At 67.9% G+C, this 19,734-nt stretch carries 16 protein-coding genes and 1 pseudogene; 12 read left to right on the plus strand and 5 right to left on the minus strand.

Going from position 1 to position 19,734, the window contains the following annotated elements:
* Positions 1–200 (minus strand): annotated as a pseudogene (locus K8638_RS37455) (AMP-binding protein); the annotation flags it as partial.
* A gap of 222 nt (positions 201–422) precedes the next feature.
* Between K8638_RS37455 and K8638_RS37460 the strand changes: the two are divergent.
* Positions 423–2,015: an MBL fold metallo-hydrolase gene (locus K8638_RS37460; protein WP_223759527.1), complete on the plus strand. Its 1,593-nt coding sequence runs from the start codon at positions 423–425 to the stop codon at positions 2,013–2,015.
* Between the two features lie 16 nt (positions 2,016–2,031).
* Here K8638_RS37460 and eis read toward each other — a convergent pair whose 3' ends face one another.
* The 4 genes from eis to K8638_RS37480 all read right to left on the minus strand — a co-directional run bounded on the left by eis (position 2,032) and on the right by K8638_RS37480 (position 4,549).
* On the minus strand, positions 2,032–3,213 hold the full coding sequence (gene eis, locus K8638_RS37465; protein WP_223759528.1) for a GNAT family N-acetyltransferase: 1,182 nt from the start codon (positions 3,211–3,213) through the stop codon (positions 2,032–2,034).
* 51 nt (positions 3,214–3,264) lie between these two features.
* Entirely contained in the window at positions 3,265–3,657 is a 393-nt protein-coding gene (locus K8638_RS37470; protein ID WP_223759529.1) for a cereblon family protein, read from the minus strand.
* Between the two features lie 115 nt (positions 3,658–3,772).
* Entirely contained in the window at positions 3,773–4,300 is a 528-nt protein-coding gene (locus K8638_RS37475) for an FHA domain-containing protein (protein ID WP_223759530.1), read from the minus strand.
* A gap of 39 nt (positions 4,301–4,339) precedes the next feature.
* A complete protein-coding gene (locus K8638_RS37480; RefSeq protein WP_223759531.1) occupies positions 4,340–4,549 on the minus strand; it encodes a hypothetical protein in 210 nt (69 codons plus the stop codon).
* Positions 4,550–4,693: 144 nt separating this feature from the next.
* Here K8638_RS37480 and K8638_RS37485 point away from each other — a divergent pair, with 144 nt between their 5' ends.
* The 11 genes from K8638_RS37485 to K8638_RS37545 all read left to right on the plus strand — a co-directional run bounded on the left by K8638_RS37485 (position 4,694) and on the right by K8638_RS37545 (position 19,619).
* Positions 4,694–4,894 carry a hypothetical protein gene (locus K8638_RS37485; RefSeq protein ID WP_223759532.1) on the plus strand — a complete coding sequence of 67 codons (201 nt, stop codon included), beginning with the start codon at positions 4,694–4,696 and terminating at the stop codon, positions 4,892–4,894.
* Positions 4,884–7,868, plus strand: a complete 2,985-nt coding sequence (locus tag K8638_RS45040; protein ID WP_305071222.1) for an ATP-binding protein — start codon at positions 4,884–4,886, stop codon at positions 7,866–7,868. Before K8638_RS37485 ends, K8638_RS45040 begins: the two co-directional genes overlap by 11 nt.
* Positions 7,865–9,244, plus strand: coding sequence for a sigma-54 dependent transcriptional regulator (locus K8638_RS37505; RefSeq protein ID WP_223759533.1), 1,380 nt, complete (start codon positions 7,865–7,867; stop codon positions 9,242–9,244). The genes K8638_RS45040 and K8638_RS37505 overlap by 4 nt, the downstream gene beginning before the upstream one ends.
* Positions 9,245–9,497: 253 nt before the next feature.
* Positions 9,498–11,282 carry an AIPR family protein gene (locus K8638_RS37510; protein ID WP_223759534.1) on the plus strand — a complete coding sequence of 595 codons (1,785 nt, stop codon included), beginning with the start codon at positions 9,498–9,500 and terminating at the stop codon, positions 11,280–11,282.
* Between the two features lie 76 nt (positions 11,283–11,358).
* Positions 11,359–11,916 carry a suppressor of fused domain protein gene (locus K8638_RS37515; protein WP_223759535.1) on the plus strand — a complete coding sequence of 186 codons (558 nt, stop codon included), beginning with the start codon at positions 11,359–11,361 and terminating at the stop codon, positions 11,914–11,916.
* Between the two features lie 174 nt (positions 11,917–12,090).
* Entirely contained in the window at positions 12,091–13,662 is a 1,572-nt protein-coding gene (locus K8638_RS37520) for a Tox-REase-5 domain-containing protein (RefSeq protein WP_223759536.1), read from the plus strand.
* Positions 13,655–14,362, plus strand: a complete 708-nt coding sequence (locus K8638_RS37525) for an immunity 52 family protein (RefSeq protein WP_223759537.1) — start codon at positions 13,655–13,657, stop codon at positions 14,360–14,362. Before K8638_RS37520 ends, K8638_RS37525 begins: the two co-directional genes overlap by 8 nt.
* Before the next feature lie 221 nt (positions 14,363–14,583).
* On the plus strand, positions 14,584–15,687 hold the full coding sequence (locus tag K8638_RS37530; protein ID WP_223759538.1) for a hypothetical protein: 1,104 nt from the start codon (positions 14,584–14,586) through the stop codon (positions 15,685–15,687).
* A gap of 29 nt (positions 15,688–15,716) precedes the next feature.
* The gene (gene acs / locus K8638_RS37535; protein WP_223759539.1) at positions 15,717–17,681 is read left to right on the plus strand and encodes an acetate--CoA ligase; all 1,965 of its coding nucleotides are present in this window, start codon (positions 15,717–15,719) and stop codon (positions 17,679–17,681) included.
* A 14-nt stretch (positions 17,682–17,695) separates the two neighbouring features.
* Positions 17,696–17,980 (plus strand): DUF485 domain-containing protein, encoded by a 285-nt coding sequence (locus K8638_RS37540; protein WP_223759540.1) that lies wholly within the window; start codon positions 17,696–17,698, stop codon positions 17,978–17,980.
* 7 nt (positions 17,981–17,987) lie between these two features.
* On the plus strand, positions 17,988–19,619 hold the full coding sequence (locus tag K8638_RS37545; protein WP_223759541.1) for a sodium/solute symporter: 1,632 nt from the start codon (positions 17,988–17,990) through the stop codon (positions 19,617–19,619).
* The last annotated feature ends 115 nt before the right edge of the window (positions 19,620–19,734 follow it).

Consider the following 19,734-nt stretch of genomic DNA (forward strand, 5'->3'; position numbering starts at 1 on the left):
TACAGCAACACCGCGCGTTCGCCCGCGGGAGCCAGTTGCTGGAGCGCCGCGCCGATACGCCGGGCACGTGAATACAACTCTCCGCGCGTCAGCGCGGTGCCCTCTCCAGCTCCGTCTTCCAGGAACGTGTAGAGGTGATGCTCGGCACGCGTGAGGCTTCGCTCTTCCAGGAGGTCGATGAGGGTGCGCGGCTGGTGCATGGTCGAAGGTGTGGCGGGAGAACTCCGGAACTTCCGTTCCTGCCGGAAGGTCGAAGATACGTCACAACCACGCCTGCCCCGAGCAAGCGGCCGGTCTTCCTTTCCCCCTGCCCGAGAGCGCCCCGGGGGATGTCACACCGGAAGGCAGGCGCTACAGTCCTGGAGTTCCGGGGTCTCAGGGGTCCCCGGAACTCCGAGCCGGAATCACCCGAGGAGCATGGGATGTCCCAGCAGGACCTGTACCTGAAGCCCAACGTCGTCGCCGAGCCCCTCTACAACCAGTGGTACGCGTGGTGGTTCCTGGCGTCTCCCATGACGGCGCCGCTGTTCGTGGCGAACCTCCATGTGAAGATCATGGAGTCCTTCGTCGCCAACCCGGCCATCCACGTGGCGGCGCTGAAGAGCCCGGCGCTCCGGGGCGGCCCCTACATCAACTACGGCGTGGACCGGCTGGGTGACATCAAGGCGCTGCTGGAGCGCACGCTGAAGGAAGAGGCGCTGTCGCTCCAGTACGCCCAGGCCGTGAAGGAACTGGACGCGCTGCTGGACTCGGCGGAGGGCTTCTCGCTGGAGGAGCTGTACCCCCGGGTCCCCGACCTCCTGCGCGGCTACGTGGAGCTGACGTACGACTTGAAGAACCGGGCCTCGCCGCGCTTCTTCGAGCCGCTGCTCTACCGCAGCCCCTTCCACCGCACGTCCTCACAGAGCCTGTCCCTGCGGCTCATCCACCAGGACGCGCGGCCCTACGTCTTCAGCACCCCGCGGCTGGACACGGCGGACGGCAGCCTCATCGCGAGGGTGCCCTACCGGACCGGGGCCCTCGACACGCTCTTCTCCATGCGCCGCCGGCCCGGCTCCGCGGAGGCGGTACGCGAGGCGCTGGGAATCGACTCGAAGGACCGTGACACCTTCGCCGCCTTCTTCACGGAGCAGCCGCCGCCCCCGGCGCCGCGCTACGACGGAGACGGCGTGCGGGTCCGCTACTTCGGCCACGCCTGCGTGCTCATCGAGTCGCGCGAGGTGAGCCTCCTCACGGACCCGGTCATCAGCTACGACGTGCCGTCGGACCTGCGGCGCTACACGTACTCGGACCTTCCGGAGCACATCGACTACGTGCTCATCACCCACGGCCACGCGGACCACCTGATGTTCGAGCCGCTGCTGCAGCTCCGGCACCGCATCGGCACCGTGGTGGTACCGGCCAGCAGCGGCGGCGGGCTGGCGGACCCGTCGCTCAAGCTGATGCTCCAGCAGCTCGGCTTCACCAACGTGGTGGCCCTCTCGGAGCTGGAGTCGCTGCCGCTGCCCGGCGGAGAGCTCATCGGCCTGCCCTTCATCGGCGAGCACGGCGACCTCAACATCCAGGCCAAGCTGGCCCACCTCGTCAAGCTGGAGGGACGGACGCTGCTGATGGCGGCGGACTCCAACGCGCTGGAGCCCCGCCTCTACGAGCATGTCCACCGCGAGGTGGGCGACATCGACATGATGTGGCTGGGCATGGAGTCCGAGGGCGGCCCGCTGAGCTGGATGTACGGCCCGCTGCTGCCCGCGCCGCTCCAGCGGAAGATGGACCAGTCCCGGCGGCTCAACGGCTCCAACGCCGCGCGGGCCATCGAAATCGTGCAGAGGCTGAAGCCGAAGCAGGTCCACATCTACGCCATGGGCCGCGAGCCCTGGCTGGGCCACGTCATGGTGATGGGCTACCACGAGAACTCGCCGCAGCTCGTCGAGTCCCGCAAGCTCATCGCCTGGTGCCGCGAGCACGGCGTCCACGCGGACCTGCCCTACGGACAGGCCGAGCACGTCCTGCGCTGACCCGGCCACGCCCGCGTCAGAACATGTCGCGGATGGACGGCTGCGGCCCCCAGAAGAGGGACACCGCCGCGCGCACCGAGGCGTCGTCCGCCTCCAGCGCGCCCATGGCCCGCAGCGCCTCCGCGGACAGGAAGCCCGTGTACAGCGAGGACAGGCCGCGCACGTGCATCCGCATCCGCCCTTCCCCGCCTCGCCGCACGCGCGCCACGCCGTCGGAGACCTCCAGCACGAAGCGCCCCCGATTCTCTGGGAGGAGGTCGTCCTCCACCTCCAGGTGCAGCGCTCCGGACAGCCCCACCGGCCAGCCGCGTGCCTCCAGCGCCTTCGCCACGTCCAGCACGCGCACCATCCAGTGCATGTCCAGCTTCACCGAATAGGTCTGCTCGCGCAGCAGCGGGAGCAGCGGGTCGTCCGCCCCGCCGTACCACACCGCCTCCTTGGCCAGGGAGCGGTGGTCGCCCAGGAAGCTCAGGAGCCGCCGCGCCGCCGCGGGCGTGTTCGCCACCAGGTCGGACGCAATCAACTCCTGATTGAACCCCGTGGTCTGCTTGCGCACGAGGTACACGTAGCCCTCCACGCCGGACGCGCCCTCCACGAGGTAGCCATGGGCCGCCCCGGCACGAGGGGCGCGCACGCGGGCCCACAGGTAGGGACTCCGCGACAGCCAGCCCTGCCTCCACTGCGCCATGCGCTGATAGCACGCGGTGATGGCGGCCTCGTCCCGCTCCTCGATGGCACGCAGCGACAGGGTGCGCTCCTGCACGTCAATCGCGGGCACCTGGACGCGAATCTCATACCGCGCGCCGGAGTGCTCGTAGCCCACGCGCCGGTACAGGGGCTGGGTGGCGGGATAGAGGGTGGACAGCGGCGCGCCGGACTCGCGCGCCTCACGCAGCAGGCTCTGCATCAGGCGGGTGGCGGTGCCATGTCCCCGGTGCACCGGGGACACGCCCACGCCGCCCACGCCGATGATGGGCACGTCGCGCCCGCCGTACCACTGGCCCATGGGAATGGAGACGAGCGTGCCCGCGACCCGCCCCCCTTCACGCAGGAGCCGCAGGTTCGCCGCGCCCACCCGCTGCGTCCAGGCCGCCGCGTCCGCCGGGGCCATGGCGTACGAGTGCATCATGATGTCCGCGGTGGCCGACAGCTCCTGCTCGTCCCGCGGCGGCCCGAAGTCTCCCTGCTTCGTCTCCACGTGCGCTCCCTCCCGGCTCGCGTTCGTCGCGCGTCCGAAGGCGTAGCACGCTCAGGAAGGAAGGGTGAGCCTGTCGAGCAGCAGGCCGAAGAAGCTGCCTTCACCCCGGAAGGCCCAGCCCAGGTGCGTGCGGCACGCGGCACAGTGCGCCACCTGCCAGCGGAACCCCGGGAACCACGTCTCCTCTTCGGTGGGCGGGCCGTCCACGGTGCAGCCGTCCGCCTGGGCGAAGCAGCCGAAGTGGTAGACGAAGCCGTACGGATTGGCGCGCGTGTGGGAATGCCGGCCGTTGACGGCGATGCGGTGGCGCACGCGCGTCACCGGGTGGCCGCAGCGCGAGCAGCACAGCGGCGTCTCCGGCTCGTGCGTCTCCAGGGCCTCGTCGGCCTGGGCCTCCGGCGTCTGGGGCGCACCGGAGGCCGTCTCCTTGAGCCTGTACCCCACGGCGCCCAGGAGCCCTCCGGCCCCGTGTCCGGCCGCCTGCCTCTCCATTGCCCCTGCCATATCCCTCAGGTAGCCCCTGTGCGCGTGGAACGGGAGGCCCCCGTCCACGCACGGCTCACAGGGAGATGCGCTGCATCTTCGCGTAGAAGGACGGCGCGAGCAGGTAGGCGAACGTCGCGTCGCCAAAGCCCAGCAGGTCGCCGTCGCGCACGTGCACCTCGCCGCCGGGCTCCAGCTCCTTCGCGTTCACGAAGGTGCCGTTGCTCGAGCGCAGGTCCACCAGGGTGCAGCCTACCTCCGGGCCATGCCAGCAGAGCCGCGCGTGGCGCTTGGAGACGGAGGGCTCGTTGACCACCAGGTCGCAGTCCGGCTGGCGGCCCACGGTGAGCACGTCCTGCCCCTCCACCGGAGGCAGCGTGGCCACGGAGAGCGCGTCGAAGTGCAGCCAGAGGGCCACCTGCTGCCGCTCCAGGCTGGGAATGTCCCGCGCCATCGTCGTGCGCGCCGCGCCCATCTTCAACGCGAGCTGCGCCATCACCGGGCTGGGGGGCCTCTGCACCAGCACGAACGGCCCCACCTGCCGGCAGAAGAACGCCTCGGTCAAGCGACGGCTCAGCGCTCGCAGCTCCTGAACGGTCATCATCGGATGGCCCCCCTCCTCCTCGTTGGAAGCGGCGGCATCCTACTCCGCGCCGTCGCGCTCGTCGCGGGCGGCGAGGATGTGGCGGTAGGGCACCACCCGCACCAGCTCCGCCAGCGTCGTCGCCCTGGAGGACACCTTGTCCAGGGCGTCCTCCACCAGCGTCCGCAGGCCGCGCTGGCGCGCATGGCGGCGCAGCGTCACGGTGGGCTCGCCCCGGGCGATGAGGTCCTGGAGGTCCGGGTCCACCACCAGCAGCTCGAAGATGCCGGAGCGCCCCTTGTAGCCGGTGTGGTGGCACGCCTCGCAGCCCCGCCCCGCGGGAGGGCTCCAGTGCGAGCCGCCCGCCTGCCTGCCCTGGCTTCCGGCCGCCGCACCACTGCTATCCTCCCCGGCATGAAGCGCCCTACCGAGCCCGACGCGCCCGCCATGCTGTCGCTGCTCGTCTTCGCCATCGCGGTGCTCCTCTTCGGTTCACCGCTGCGCCGGCTGTGGCTGGCGGAGGGCGCGCCCGGGTACCTGCCCTTCATCGTCTGGCTGGGCGTCATCGCCCTGGGTGGCTGGGCGGCGCACCGGAGCGGCGGCCATGACGCTTGAGCTGGGCTCGCTCGTCGCGGCGTCCGTCGTGTACCTCCTGGTGCTGTTCCTGGTGGCCTACGCGGCCGAGCGCGGCGTCATCCCCTCGCGCATCACCCAGCACCCGCTGGTGTATTCGCTGGCGCTGGGCGTGTACGCCACGTCCTGGTCCTACTTCGGCAGCGTGGGCTACGCGGCGCGGCACGGCTTCCGCTACCTGGGCATCTACCTGGGCGTCACGCTGGCGTGCCTGCTCGTCCCCGTGCTGTGGCGCCCGCTGCTGCGGCTGACGCGCGAGCTGCAGCTCACCTCGCTGGCGGACGTGCTCGCCTTCCGCTACCCGGGCCAGTCCACCGGCACGGCGGTGACGCTGTTCATGCTGGCCGGCAGCCTGCCCTACCTGGCGCTGCAGGTGCGCGCCGTCGTCGAGTCCGCGAAGGTGCTCAGCCCCTCCGCCTCGCCCACGCTGGTGGGGCTGGGCTTCTGCGCGGTGCTCACCGGCTTCTCCGTCCTCTTCGGCGCGCGGCACCTCACCCCGCGCGAGCGGCACGAGGGGCTGATGCTGGCCATCGCCTTCGAGTCGGCCGTGAAGGTGGTGGCGCTGGTCGCGGTGGGCGTGTGGGCGGTGTCCTCGGTGTTCGGCGGCGTGGAGGGCCTGCTGGCATGGCTGGAGGCACACCCGGAGGCGGTGGAGGACATGCAAGCGCCCGCGCGCGATGCGTCCTGGGCGCCGCTGCTGGCGCTGTCGTGCACGGCGGCCTTCCTGACGCCCCGGAGCTACCACGTGGCCTTCACCGAGGCCCCGGAGAAGGACGCGCTGTCCACGGCCACCTGGGCCTTCCCGCTGGTGCTGCTGGTGATGAACCTCGCGGTGCCGGTGTTGCTGTGGAGCGGCGACGCGGTGGGGCTGCCCTGGCCCGCGGACTTCCACGTGCTCTCGGTGCCCGCGTCGCGCGGGGCCACGGGGCTGGTGCTGGTGGCCTTCCTGGGTGGCGTGTCCGCGGCGAGCGCCATGGTCATCGTCACCACGCTGGCGCTGGCGCCCATGTGCCTCACGCACCTGGTGCTGCCGCTGGGGTTCGCGCGCGGCCGGGCGCACCTGTATGGCTGGTTGCTCTGGGCGCGCCGGCTGCTCATCGCCGTCATCATCCTGACGGGCTACGGCTTCTACCGGCTGCTGGACACGCGCGGCACGGGGCTGGTGGACCTGGGGCTGGTGTCCTTCGTCGCGGTGGCGCAGTTCGCTCCGGGCGTGCTGGGGCTGCTCTTCTGGAAGCGCGGCACACGGGCGGGCTTCCTGGCGGGCCTGGGCATGGGCGCCGCGACGTGGGCGATGACGCTGGTGGTTCCGCTGTGGGCCTCGCCCGGAGTGGTGGTGTGGACGCGCCGCGTGGCGGGCCTGCTGGGCTTCCCTTCGGACGAGCCGTGGGGCTTCTCCACCTTCACGTCGCTGGCGCTCAACACGCTGGCGTTCGTGGCGGTGTCCCTGGCCACGAGGCAGTCGGCGGCGGAGGCGGAGGCCGCGCGGGCGTGCACGCGCGAGGCGCCCGCGCTGGCGTCGGGAGGTGTGGAGGCGGGCTCGCCCGAGGAGTTCCGTCAGCGGCTGGCCCCCCTGCTGGGCGAGGAGGCCGCGGCGGCGGAGGTGGACCGGGCGCTGGCGGCGCTGGGCCTGCCTCCCGACGAGCGCCGGCCCACGGAGCTGCGCCGGCTGCGCGACGGCGTGGAGCGGAACCTGTCGGGCCTCATCGGCCCGGTGCTGGCGCGGCTGACGGTGGAGGAGGCGTTGCGGCTGGAGCCCGGCTCCCGCACGGCGCTGGCGGAGCAGCTCCGCTTCGTGGAGGAGCTGCTGCGGGACGCGCGGGGCATGCAGGGCGGGCCGGTGCTCGCGCTGGAAGCGGTGCGGCGCTACCTGCGGCACATCCTTGAGGACCTGCCGCTGGGCGTGTGCGCGGTGGGCCCGGACGGCGAGGTGGTCATCTGGAACGCGGCGCTGGAGCGGCTGTCGGGCGTGGAGCCGGGCGCGGTGCGGGGGCACACGCTGGCGGCGCTGCCGGAGCCGTGGGGGCCGCTGCTGTCCGGCTTCGCGGCCGGGGCCGAGGAGGACACCGAGGCGCGTGTCACGGTGGCTGGCGGGGAGCGCATCCTCCGCATGCACCGCTCGCGGGTGTCGCCGACGGAGGAGGACGGAGGCACGTCCGAGGGCATGGCGCTGCTGGTGGAGGACCTGACCGAGCGCAAGGCGGTGGACGCGCGGCTGGCGCACCAGGACCGGCTGGCGTCGCTGGGGCGGGTGGCGGCTGGCGTGGCGCACGAGATTGGCAACCCGCTGACGGCGATTGCGAGCCTGGCGCAGAACCTCAAGTACGACCTGGACGACGCGGAGGCCGTGCGCGAGCGCGTGGGGCTCATCCTCCAGCAGTGCCGGCGCATCGACGCGATTGTGCGGGCGCTGGTGGGCTTCAGCCATGCGGGCACGGTGGGCGGAGAAGCGCGCCCCTTCACCCGGGTGGCGGTGGGGCCGCTGCTGGCGGAGGCGGTGGAGCTCGCGAGGATGGCGCGTGGCGCCCGGAAGGACCGCGGCCTGCGCTTCGAGCACCGCTGCCCGGAGGGCTTGGAGGTCCTGGCGGACCCGCAGCGGCTGGAGCAGGTGCTGGTGAATCTCCTGACCAACGCCATCGACGCGTCGCCGGACGGCGGGGTGGTGGAGTTGGAAGCGGAGGCTGGGGACGATGGGGTGCACCTGCGCGTGCTGGACCGGGGGCACGGCATCCCCGGCGAGCTGGCACAGCGCGTCTTCGAGCCGTTCTTCACGACGAAGCAGCCTGGCGAGGGAACGGGGCTGGGGCTGGCGCTGGTGGCGGGCATCGTGCGGGAGCACGGGGGAACGATGCTGGTGGACAACCGGCCGGGGGGAGGGACTAGCGTCACGGTGAGCCTTCCGGACTCGCGCGGGGTGGGGCTGAGCGCACGGTCCGGACGGGGGGCACTGGCATGAGTCGCATCCTGGTCATCGAGGACGAACCCATCATCCGCACGGAGCTGCGCAGGCTGCTGGTGCGCGCGGGACACGACGTATCCGAGGCGGGCTCGGTGCAGGAGGCGGCGGCGGACTACTCGCTGGACTCGTTTGATTTGGTGCTGTCGGACCTGCGACTGCCCGGGGCTCCGGGGACGGACGTCATCGCGATGTGCCCGGGGGTGCCGGTGCTCATCATGACGAGCTACGCCACGGTGAAGTCGGCGGTGGACGCGATGAAGCTGGGGGCGGTGGACTACATCGCGAAGCCGTTCGACCACGACGAACTGCTGATGCAGGTGGAGCGGGTGCTGCGCGAGGGGAAGCTGACGCGGCAGAACGCGGCGCTGAAGCGCGAGGTGGAGCAGGCACACCCGGTGAGCGGCATGGTGGGGAGCTGCGGGCCGATGCGCGAGGTCTTCGAACGCGTCCGCAAGGTGGCGCCCTCCCCGGCCACGGTGCTGGTGCTGGGGGAGTCCGGCACGGGCAAGGAATTGGTGGCGCGGGCGATTCACGCACAGAGCCCGAGGGCGGACGGGCCGCTGGTGGCGGTGAACTGCGCGGCGATTCCGGAGGGACTGCTGGAGAGCGAGCTGTTCGGCCACGAGAAGGGCGCCTTCACGGGAGCGCAGGCGGCGCACGCGGGCCTGGTGGAGGCGGCGCACGGCGGGACGCTATTCCTGGATGAGATTGGCGAGCTGCCGGCACCCGCGCAGGCGCGGCTCTTGAGGATGTTGCAGGACGGCGAGGTGCGGCGCGTCGGTTCGACACGGCCGCGCAAGGTGGACGTGCGCATCGTCGCGGCGACGCACCGGGACCTGCCACGGCGGGTGCAGGAGGGAGCGTTCCGGCAGGACCTCTACTTCCGGCTGCGGGTGGTGGAGATAAGACTGCCGCCGTTGCGGGAGCGTGGAGAGGACCTCCCCGCGCTGGCGAAGCACCTGCTGGACAAGGCGTGCCGGAAGATTGGCCGGGCCTCGGCGTCGTTCTCCAATGACGCGATGATGGCGCTGACGTCACACCCGTGGCCCGGCAACGTGCGCGAATTGGAGAACGCAATCGAGCGCGCGGTCATCCTGGCGGATGGGCCGGTGGTGACGCCGGACCTGCTGGCGCTGGAGCTGCCGGAAGGGAATGGCCACGGCGCCGCGGACGCCGAGGCCCGGGACTCCGGGGAGAGCGAAGCCGAGGAGGTCGGTGGCTCGCCGGACTCGATGGAGGAGTACTTCCGGCGCTTCGTGCTGGAGCACCAGGAGCACATGGGCGAGACGGAGCTGGCGAAGCGGCTGGGCATCAGCCGCAAGGCCTTGTGGGAGAAGCGCCAGAAGCTGGGCATTCCCCGCACGCGGGCGTGAGAAAGTGCAGACGTACTTGATGGTGCTCCTACCAGTACGCACTGGACATCACGAATAAGATGTACTTGCATTTCAAGAACTTCCATCCATGTAACGCCATGACGGCACGCAGCAAAAGAAGACCACAGCATCGGCGGTGTGCACGGAGACAGGAACCTCCTACCCGCAATATGGAAGGACCCAGGTATGGTCCCCCACAAAGAACGTTGCTAGCCTCACAACCTCAAACCTCTTCAGCTTGGTGGAACGACTAGTGGCCACGACCAAGTCAACTCTCCTCAAGACCGATGTAGATGCGGGGCTCATCGACCAGCGAGTCTCTGCGTTCGCCGAACGGCGCAAGGCTGACCTGGTCGCCCGACTAGGCCACGAGGCATCAGGAGACTCGCATAAGCGAAAGTCTGCAGCATTTGTTGTCCTTTGCGCCCAGTCACTACTTCAACTCGATGAAGACTCCGCCATCGAAATGCTAACTGACGGCGGGGACGACGGCGGAATCGACGCACTCCACATTGGCGATGTGCAGGACGGAGAGTTTGACGTCACCCTCTTCCAAGGAAAGTACAGCAAGAGCCTCGACGGAACATCAGGATACCCAGCCAATGCCATTGGCCGGATCATCGAAACCATCCGAGTAATTTTCGATCCCAGAAAGAAGATCCAGGCTCGCAACACACTCACCGTTGCCCTCACCGAGATTCGTTCACTGATTGTAGACGGGAACTTCCCAAAGGTACACATTGTTCTCTGCAACAACGGCGGGCGCTGGGAATCCAATGGAGATGCTCGTATCCGGGAGGCGGCGCTCCCAAATGACCGAGTAGTTTTTACACATTTCAATCACCGCGCACTCGTAGAACTAATGCGCAGACAGCAACCGGTCGACGCGACGCTTCGCACGGTTGGGAAGTCAATCCTTGAAGAGTTTGACTTTCGGCGAGTCTTTATCGGCCGAGTCCAGGTGGGAGAAATTGGAAAGCTGTTCGAAACAAATGGCGACAAACTGCTTGAGCGGAACATCAGGCGTTACCTAGGCCTAAAGGACAATCGTGTCAACTCAGCAATATACAAGACTCTTGAGGACCCCAAGCAGCGATCGAACTTCTACTTCTTCAACAACGGCATTACCGCCATCTGCACCAAGTTTACACACAACGCACTCCAGGGAGGCGACCACACAATTCGCGTCGAAAACCTCCAAATTGTGAACGGAGGACAGACCAGCAAAACAATCCAAAAAAGAATACAAGACGACCCCACTGGCGACTACCAAGCGAGCTCCGTTCTCCTCAGACTCTATGAACTCGCAAGTCGAGATGACGACCTCGTCAACAACATCACATACGCAACAAACAGCCAAAACCCTGTCGACCTGACCGACTTGCGCTCTAACGATCCAATTCAAGACCGATTGGCCCTCGGCCTCAAGGAACTGGGGTTCGAGTATAAGCGCAAGCGTGACGACATAGCGACGGGAGGCGATACCATCACTTCCTCCGTAGCTGCAGAAGCCATCATGGCAGTTTGGCGTCGCAAGCCTAATGCCGCCAAGTTCAGGCGCAGCAGGCTTTTCGGTGACTTATACCAAGAAATCTTTCGCGAAGACTTGCTTCCCGCACACGTCCTCCTCTCCGTGCTTGTTTTCCGACTCGTTGAGAACGAACGCAAACGGGGTAGCCTGCAAGCTCGCTTTGTCCCCTATGCATCGCACTTCTTGGCAATGGTGGTCGGAGATGTCCTTCTGCGGAGCAAAGACGTAACGAGAGATTCTGTAGACCACGAGAACCTTCCGGCAATCCGTGAGTACTTCGACAAGAACCGACAGAAACTGTACAAGAGTGCTGTTCGCAAGGTCACAGCAGCACTGAAAGTACTGGGCGTAACGGAAGAAACGGCGTTGCCCCGAGTCGCTGCGCAGTTCCGCCGTGGTGACCTGCTTGAGCCGCTGGAAAAGGAACTAGAGAAACGCGTAGACCGACAACCTCGGACTAGTTCGCGCGCTCGAAAAGCCTCTCGGCCAAGCTCACGGCGGCAATAATCCCGCCGCATGGCGGCACCTTCGCCAGCGAGTTCCTCTCGTTGCTGGTAGCACCTGACGGCATCGATGCCTACGGATGCACATGAACATCAGCACGCACCTGGAGAGTATCCTCGGCTCCATTGAAAGAGGCTGCTCTGCCTCCGGGGCCCCAACGGGGGTGCAGGGCTGCCGATTCCGGGACCAGCCCGACACCTCTGCGACCACCTACGCCACCCTCGGACTCAGCCATCACGTGCTCCGCTTGAAGGGGGCTAGAGAGGTCAGACAGGAACTCCTCCTTTCCGTTCAAGCGTCACAGGCACGGGATGAACTCGCGGGCACGCTGTTCGAAGTCGCGACCCGCATGCTCCAGGACCACAGGGCCCTGCTCCGAGGAGAAGTAGTCCACCTCGGCGGCCCCATCCTGCACGGCACCGAAGCCACCGCTCTCTACGCCTCGAGCCCGGTCCTCTTCCCGGAGAGCCTCGCCACCTTCTCCAGCACCACGCCTCCCACTGTCTTTGTCTGGCTCTTCCCCGTCCTCCCCAGTGAAGTCCGCTTCATCGTCGCACACGGATGGAGCGCCTTCGAAGGCCTCTTGGAACGGAATGCCCCGGACCTGCTCGATCTGCACCGCGCACCCATCGTTTGACGAACTGCGGCAGCCCTCCAAGGCACGCGTATGCTCCGCGCCGTACACGGGTCCGCGACGAAACACCGGTTACGGCGCACTGCTCGAATCGTTCCGTGGTCACAACTCCATCACTTCTCTTCAGGCGGAGCATCGTCCATACGAGGGCCATGGCATGAAGCGAGACGTCCATCCTTGAGCCTCCAGGTCTGTGCCCTCCTCGCGCTGGCAGTGGTGCTCAGCGGCTGCGGCACGGGCGGCCCGTTGCCGATAGACGACCCTCTCTCCTGGCATCTCCGCAGGGGGACGTTGCCCCAGTCCCAGTTCCTCCACCAACGAGCACTGGAGCAACGCACTCAAAGCGGGCTCGGCCCTATCGAGTCATCGCTCGTCGACGTTGACTGGTTCCAGGGCCTGATGGTGCGCGCTGGCGTCTCCCCCACCCTGCTGCCCGTGGACGGGCGGAAACTGACACCGCCACAAGCAGCAGCGCTGTTGACGCGACTGCTGGAAGCTGAGGCCCCCCTGCGCGACTGGGGCCCGCGACGCATGGCGGCCCACCTGCTGGTGGGCGTGGTTCAGGTTGGCAGGCACATATCGCGCGAAGAACTGCACGTCCGCATGCGGCGATATGCGGGAACGCTCGTCCTTCGGCCTGATGGCTACCTGGTGAGTTCCACCACAGGCGAGGCGCTTCAATACGCGGGGGAGGTGGAGTTGGTTGACGGCACCCTCCGCGCGGAAGGCTTCGAGGTAGGACCCTTCTACGGCACGCGGGGCGACGCGCACCTGTACCGACTGGAGGACGACCTCGGGCACCATCCCGACGCGCGCGTGGCGGGCAGCTACAGGCCGGACACGAACACGGCGGGCCCCGCAGTGGAGGGGATGGGCCGGGCGGTAGAGGACACCGTGAACGGCGTGGTGACGCTGGTGCTGGAGCCCGAGGAGAGCCTCGCAGGCCTGGCGAAGTTGCCCTCCGCGGTACGAACGCTGATTGAGCACAGCCCGGAGTACTGGGAGCGATACCGCGCTCTGCCCCATGGCGAGCAGGTACGGCAGGCCTCCAGACTGCTGAGCAATATCCTGCTGACGTGCGGCACGGCGGGCGCGGGCAGTGCGCGCATCGCCTCCGCCGGGAGCCGGCTGGGGCAACTCGGTGTGCCCGTGCTCTCCCTCGCAGCCGATGGCACCCTGGCGCTGCGCGCGGTGGCAGTCCCAGCCGGTCGGCTCGTAACGGTTGCTGGCGAGGGCGCCACTGCCCTTTATGTCCTGCACGCGGCCAGCGCCGGAGCAGGCGGTGGAGGCAATGGCATCCCCACAAGGTCCTGGCCCCCACCCCAGCGCGGTCCTGGACGGTGGGAGCAGAAGAACGAGGGGATGAAGCCCGCCGCCAGGGAGTACCAGGCCCAGAACACGGGTGCGCCTGAAGGATGGGTCTACCGTGTACGGACCGGCAGTGGTCCCAGGGACTTCGTGGACTTCGACGGCTTCGATGCGGACATCCTCCTGGAGACCAAGGGCCCGAACATCGCGAAGTTCATTGACGACAACCTGGAGCCACTCTCGTTCTTCGAAGGCTTCGACGGCATCCTTTCGCAGGCGACAAAGCAGTTCGAAGCTGCCAACGGAGTGCCCCTGCGGTGGGTCGTGGCGGAGAAGAGACTGGCTGACTACCTCCGCAAGCTTTTCGATGCGAACGGCCTCAGCAGAATCGAGATCGTCCACATTCCAGCGAGATCCTCGAGGAGCGTTCCACATGAATGAAGACTACTACGCAGGTGTGTACTGGCCTGCTCGCAAGGAGCCAGCCGAGACCTGTGCACAGCGCGTGGAGTCCCTCCTTCAAGGTCTTGGCCCACTGGACCCAACTTGGACGAGTTGGTACGGAACAGGCAGAACCCGTGAGCAGGCGCTCAAGAAATTGCTTGTTCCTCGCGCATCAACCTTCGTGCAGCTGTTCTCGAACAAGAAGCATCAACTTCTGGGCGGGTTCAGCCTCACGGCATGGAACGGAGAGCCCCAGGGGAGCACCACCGGGATCATTCTGAAGTGTGGCCTGACCTCCACAAACGTGTGTAATTCGTGCACGCTCAATCCTCCGCGGCAAGGGCCTGTCGCGCAGCGGCTCATCAATACCGAGGTGATGACCCGGGCTCTTCGCGCCATGGCACTCGCCTGGGAGCCGGAGTGGGGCATCGCGACTTCGCACATCCATCGCGCGGAGGTCCTCAAGGCCGCCGAGCCGGGGACCTTCGTGGGCTGGGCCATGTACTTCTCGCGCAGCCGTGGCACGGTGCCGCCCCTGCCAGCGCCGGTGCGAATCGAACCCGTGGAGGACAAGGGCACGCTCGTCATCCTCACCCCCGAGCGATTCACCGCCACCCATCCCGCGCACGTGGCACTCGCCGCATCCATCCAGGAACGGCTCGGTGAAGCCGGACTGCTGAGGCCGCTCGGTGGCTGAAGCGCGCATGACAAGCTGCGTCAGCCCTTGAAGGCACACGCCTGTTCTGCGTCATGCAGGGGTCAAAGACACTCCACACGCGTTACGACGCATTGCACGAATCGTTACCAGGGTAACGACACCGTCACCTTCCGTAACACCCTGACGCACCGGGCCAACCCGTAAGGTCCTGAATATCCGGGCAACGTGCGTTGGCAGAGGCGTTGCTCTGGGACGGGGGCATGCGCCCACTCCCCTTCCGCCTGCTGTCGCTCCTGGCCGCGCTCGTGGCCCTGCTGCACGCCGGCCCCGCGTCCGCGGGGAAGATAACGCTCGGCGAAGAGGCCTCCCTCAACGTCAACGTCCTCCTCCAGCCGCAGCTCCAGCTCATCAAGGACGGAGCCCCCACCGGTGACGTGGGCACCGACCTCTTCCTGCGGCGCGTCCGCCTGCTCGTCTTCGGCAACGTCACCAAGAACCTGTCGTTCTTCATCGAGACGGACCAGCCCAACTACGGCAAGGACGGCAACTTCGACGTCACGCTCTTCATGCAGGACGCGTTCATCTCCTACATGTTCGCGGAGAAGATCTGGGTGGACGCTGGCCTCCTCATCGCCCCGCTCTCCCGCCACAACCTCCAGGGCGCCGTCGCCCTCAACACGGTGGACTACCACTCCAGCCTCGTCCGCTTCACCCCCGGGGTTGGCAAGGTCTGGCGCGACACGGGCATCCAGCTCCGCGGCTTCGTGGGGAAGCTCGGCTTCCGCGCCGCCCTCCTCAACGGCGTCGAGGGCGTCCGCAAGCCCGAGGCCACCGTCAACCCGGACGACCGCCCCCGCGGCGTCGCCAACGTCCGCTGGTACTTCCTCACCCGCGAGGAGGACCTCTTCTTCCAGGGCATCTACTTCGACGACAAGCCGCGCCTCTCCGTGGGCCTCGGCGCCGACTACCAGCCCTCCGCCGTCGCCACCGCCTCCGGCGTCCACGACTCGCTCGCGCTCTCCTCGGACGTCTTCCTCGACCTGCCCCTCGCCAATGACCAGGCCGTGGTCTTCCAGACGACCGTCTTCCACTACCGCGAGGGCATGGACAACGCGCAGAGCGGCACCGGCTTCTTCTCCGAGCTGGGCTACCGCTTCGGCAGGCTCGAGCCCGTCCTCTCCGGCGAGTACTTCAACTCGCGCGTGGTGAACCAGGACCTGCTCGTCATCCGCCCCGGCTTCAACCTCTGGTTCCAGGCCCACACCTTCAACCTCAAGACCGAGGTCGCCATCTCCAAGGTGGGCGACCTCTCCGAGGCCGACACCGGCATCACCGGCACGGCCCAGCTCCAGTTCTTCTACTGACCCCCACTTCACGCCACGAGGATGACCCCATGACGCAGACGCAGGACACGTTCATCCAGCCGAAGGAGAAGTTCAGCCTCACCTCCCACGTGAAGAACCTGGAGGACTACAAGCGCCTCTACAAGAAGAGCCTGGAAGAGCCCGAGGCCTTCTGGGGCGAGATGGCCCAGCAGCTCACCTGGTTCCACAAGCCGGACACCATTCTGGACGTGGACGCCGACCAGGTGGACTTCTCCTGGTTCGGCGGCGGCAAGCTGAACGTCGCCTTCAACTGCGTGGACCGCCACGCCAAGACGCGCCCCGGCAAGCCCGCCATCATCTGGGCCAAGAACGAGCCCGGCGAATATGAGGTCATCACCTTCCGCGACCTGCAGCACCACGTGGGCCGCGTGGCCAACGTGCTGAAGGCCCACGGCGTGCGCAAGGGTGACCGCGTCTGCATCTACCTGCCCATGGTGCCGGAGCTCGCGTACACCATGCTGGCCTGCGCCCGCATCGGCGCGGTGCACTCGGTGGTGTTCGCCGGCTTCTCCTCCGAGGCCCTGCGCGAGCGCATCCTCGACTCGGGCGCGAAGGTGCTCGTCACCGCCAACGAGGGCCCGCGCGGCCCGAAGTTCGTGCCCACCAAGGCCATCGCCGACGAGGCGGTGGAGGGCCTCACCCAGGTGAGCTCCATCCTCGTCGTGCGGCGCACCCCCAAGGAGGTGCCCATGCGCGAGGACCGCGACTCCTGGCTGGACGTGGAGATGTCCAAGCACCGCGGCACCTGCCCCGCCGAGTGGATGGACGCCGAGGACCCGCTCTTCATCCTCTACACCTCCGGCTCCACCGGGAAGCCCAAGGGCGTGCTGCACACCACCGGCGGCTATCTCGTCTATGCCGCCACGACGTTCCGCTACATCTTCGACATCCAGCCGGACGACGTGCACTTCTGTGCCGCGGACCTGGGCTGGGTGACGGGCCACAGCTACATCCTCTACGGGCCGCTGGCGATGGGCACCACCACCGTCATGTTCGAGTCCACCCCCACGTACCCGGACGCGGGCCGGCTGTGGCAGGTGGTGGACGACCTCAAGGCCACCATCCTCTACACCGCGCCCACCGCGCTGCGCGCCCTCATCAAGGAGGGCGACGGCTGGGTGAAGAAGTCCTCGCGCAAGTCGCTGCGCCTGCTCGGCTCCGTGGGAGAGCCCATCAACCCCGAGGTGTGGCGCTGGTACCACGACGTGCCGGGCGAGGGCCGCTGCCCCGTGGTGGACACGTGGTGGCAGACGGAGACGGGCGGCATCCTGATTGCGCCGCTGCCCGGCGCCACCCCGTGCAAGCCCGGCTCGGCCACCCTGCCCTTCTTCGGCGTGGAGCCGGTGCTGGTGGACGACGAGGGCCGCGTCATCGAGGGCAACGGCGTCACCGGCAACCTGTGCCTGGCGCGCTCGTGGCCCGGGCAGGCACGCACGCTGTACGGCCACCACCAGCGCTTCGTGGAGACGTACTACTCGCGCTTCCCCCGCCTGTACTTCACCGGCGACGGCTGCCGCCGCGACGAGGACGGCTACTACTGGATTACCGGCCGCGTGGACGACGTGCTCAACGTCTCGGGCCACCGCCTGGGCACCGCCGAGGTGGAGAGCGCGCTGGTGGCCCACGAGTCCGTCGCCGAGGCCGCCGTGGTGGGCTTCCCCCATGACCTCAAGGGCACCGGAGTGTGCGCTTTCGTCACCATGAAGCCGGACTGGCAGGACGCCTCGCCCGAGCAGATGGTGGGCGCGCTCAAGGAGCAGGTGCGCCACGTCATCGGCCCCATCGCCACGCCGGACCGTGTGGTTCTGGTCAACGGCCTGCCCAAGACGCGCTCCGGGAAGATTCTGCGCCGCATGCTGCGGAAGATTGCCTCGGGTGAGACGGAGAACCTGGGCGACGCCACCACCCTGGCCGACCCGGCCGTCCTCGATGAGTTGCTCGTCAAGGGCATGCCCACGCAGTCCAAGCGTTGAGAGGAGGAACGACGATGTCCGCGAATTCCAAGGAGGAGGCGCTGGAAGCACTCGCCGCGTCACGCTGGCGCGTGGCGGCGGTGCTCACGGTGGCCACGCTGGTGGCGTACCTCGGCTTCATCCTGCTGGTGGCCTTCAACAAGCCGCTGATGGGGCAGCAAATCACCCCCGGGCTGTCCGTCGGCATCCTGCTGGGCGCGCTCGTCATCCTCACCGCGTGGGGGCTGACGGGCATCTACATCGTCTGGGCGAACGGGAAGTACGACCGCGCCCTGCACCAACTCCGTGGCGGAAAGTGAGGACCGCATGAACCCGACCGCAGCAGCAGGCACGCAGCTCGGCCAGCCCAACGCCACGGCCATCATCTTCTTCCTCCTCTTCGTTGGCATCACCCTGGCGATTACGTACTGGGCGGCGCGCAAGACGAAGACGACGTCCGAGTTCTTCGCCGCCGGTGGCGGCGTGAGCGCCATGCAGAACGGCTTCGCGCTGGCCGGCGACTACATGAGCGCGGCGAGCTTCCTCGGCATCGCGGGCCTGGTGGCCACGTCCGGCTTCGACGGCCTCATCTACTCCGTGGGCTGGCTGGTGGGCTGGCCGGTGGTGACGTTCCTCATCGCCGAGCCCCTGCGCAACCTGGGCAAGTACACCTTCGCGGACGTGGTGGCCTACCGGCTGAAGCAGACGCCGGTGCGCCTGTCCGCGGCGCTGGGCACCCTCACCGTGGTGAGCTTCTACCTGATTGCGCAGATGGTGGGCGCCGGCAACCTCATCCACCTGCTCTTCGGCCTGTCCTACGAGATGGCGGTCATCATCGTGGGCGCGGTGATGATTCTGTACGTGCTCTTCGGCGGGATGATTGCCACCACGTGGGTGCAGATCGTGAAGGCGGTGCTGCTGCTGGCGGGCGCGTCCGCCCTGGCCGGCGCGGTGCTCTACAAGTTCGGCTTCAACCCGCTCACCCTCTTCAACGAGGCGGCCACGGTGTACGGCCCGGAGACGCTGGCGCCCGGCAAGCTGGTGAGTAGCCCGCTGGAGGCCATCTCCCTGGGCGTGGCGCTGATGTTCGGCACGGCGGGCCTGCCGCACATCCTGATGCGCTTCTACACGGTGCCGGACGCGAAGGCGGCGCGCAGCAGCGTGTTCTACGCCACGGGCCTCATCGGCTACTTCTACCTGGTGACGTTCATCCTCGGCTTCGGCGCGTCGGTGCTGGTGGGCCGGCAGGCGATTACCGGGGTGGACAAGGGCGGCAACATGGCGGCGCCCATGCTGGCGGAAGTGGTGGGCGGCACGGGCTTTTTGGGCTTCATCTCCGCGGTGGCCTTCGCCACCATCCTCGCGGTGGTGGCCGGCCTGACGCTGTCCGGCGCGGCGGCGCTGTCCCACGACTTGTGGTCCAGCGTGGTGCGCAAGGGCAAGGCGCCCGAGCACGAGCAGCTCCAGGTGGCGAGGCTGGCCAGCCTCGTGCTCGGCGTGCTGGCGGTGCTGCTGGGCGTGGCCTTCAAGGGGCAGAACGTGGCCTTCATGGTGGGCCTGGCCTTCGCCATCGCCGCGAGCGCCAACTTCCCCGCCCTGCTGCTGTCCATGGCCTGGAAGCGCTTCACCACGAATGGCGCGGTGGCCAGCATGCTGACGGGCGCGGGCAGCGCGGTGGTGCTCATCTTCCTGTCGCCCACGGTGCAGGTGGACCTGCTGAAGAACGCCACGGCGCTCTTCCCGCTGAAGAACCCGGGCATCATCACCATTCCCCTGGCCTTCGCCGTGGGCGTGCTGGTGTCGCTGATGTTCCCGGAGCAGGAGGCCTCCGACCGCTTCGCGGAGGTGAAGCACCGGATGCACGTGGGCGCGGCGAAGCCCACGATGCCCGCGCCGGAGGTGCCCGCGTCGACCGCCACGGGCACGCCGCCCGCGGTGCCCACGCCCGGCCAGGCCTGACACGACTTTGCCCTCCTTCCTCCTCCTCGAAGGGAGGGCAAGGGACGGGGCCCGGGCCACCAAGGGGTCCGGGTCCCGTCCTTACTTTCCAATGGGCCCGGGGCGCCTAGACTGG

The organism is Myxococcus sp. RHSTA-1-4 (assembly GCF_020037125.1).
Classification (GTDB): Bacteria; Myxococcota; Myxococcia; order Myxococcales; family Myxococcaceae; genus Myxococcus.

Bases quoted from the DNA above. Each gene is read 5' to 3' on its own strand.
- K8638_RS37460 (WP_223759527.1), top strand. From the start codon at position 423: ATGTCCCAGCAGGACCTGTACCTGAAGCCCAACGTCGTCGCCGAGCCC.
- K8638_RS37475 (WP_223759530.1), bottom strand. From the start codon at position 4,300: ATGATGACCGTTCAGGAGCTGCGAGCGCTGAGCCGTCGCTTGACCGAG.
- K8638_RS37485 (WP_223759532.1), top strand. From the start codon at position 4,694: ATGAAGCGCCCTACCGAGCCCGACGCGCCCGCCATGCTGTCGCTGCTC.
- K8638_RS45040 (WP_305071222.1), top strand. From the start codon at position 4,884: ATGACGCTTGAGCTGGGCTCGCTCGTCGCGGCGTCCGTCGTGTACCTC.
- K8638_RS37505 (WP_223759533.1), top strand. From the start codon at position 7,865: ATGAGTCGCATCCTGGTCATCGAGGACGAACCCATCATCCGCACGGAG.
- K8638_RS37515 (WP_223759535.1), top strand. From the start codon at position 11,359: ATGCACATGAACATCAGCACGCACCTGGAGAGTATCCTCGGCTCCATT.
- K8638_RS37525 (WP_223759537.1), top strand. From the start codon at position 13,655: ATGAATGAAGACTACTACGCAGGTGTGTACTGGCCTGCTCGCAAGGAG.
- K8638_RS37530 (WP_223759538.1), top strand. From the start codon at position 14,584: ATGCGCCCACTCCCCTTCCGCCTGCTGTCGCTCCTGGCCGCGCTCGTG.
- acs (WP_223759539.1), top strand. From the start codon at position 15,717: ATGACGCAGACGCAGGACACGTTCATCCAGCCGAAGGAGAAGTTCAGC.
- K8638_RS37540 (WP_223759540.1), top strand. From the start codon at position 17,696: ATGTCCGCGAATTCCAAGGAGGAGGCGCTGGAAGCACTCGCCGCGTCA.
- K8638_RS37545 (WP_223759541.1), top strand. From the start codon at position 17,988: ATGAACCCGACCGCAGCAGCAGGCACGCAGCTCGGCCAGCCCAACGCC.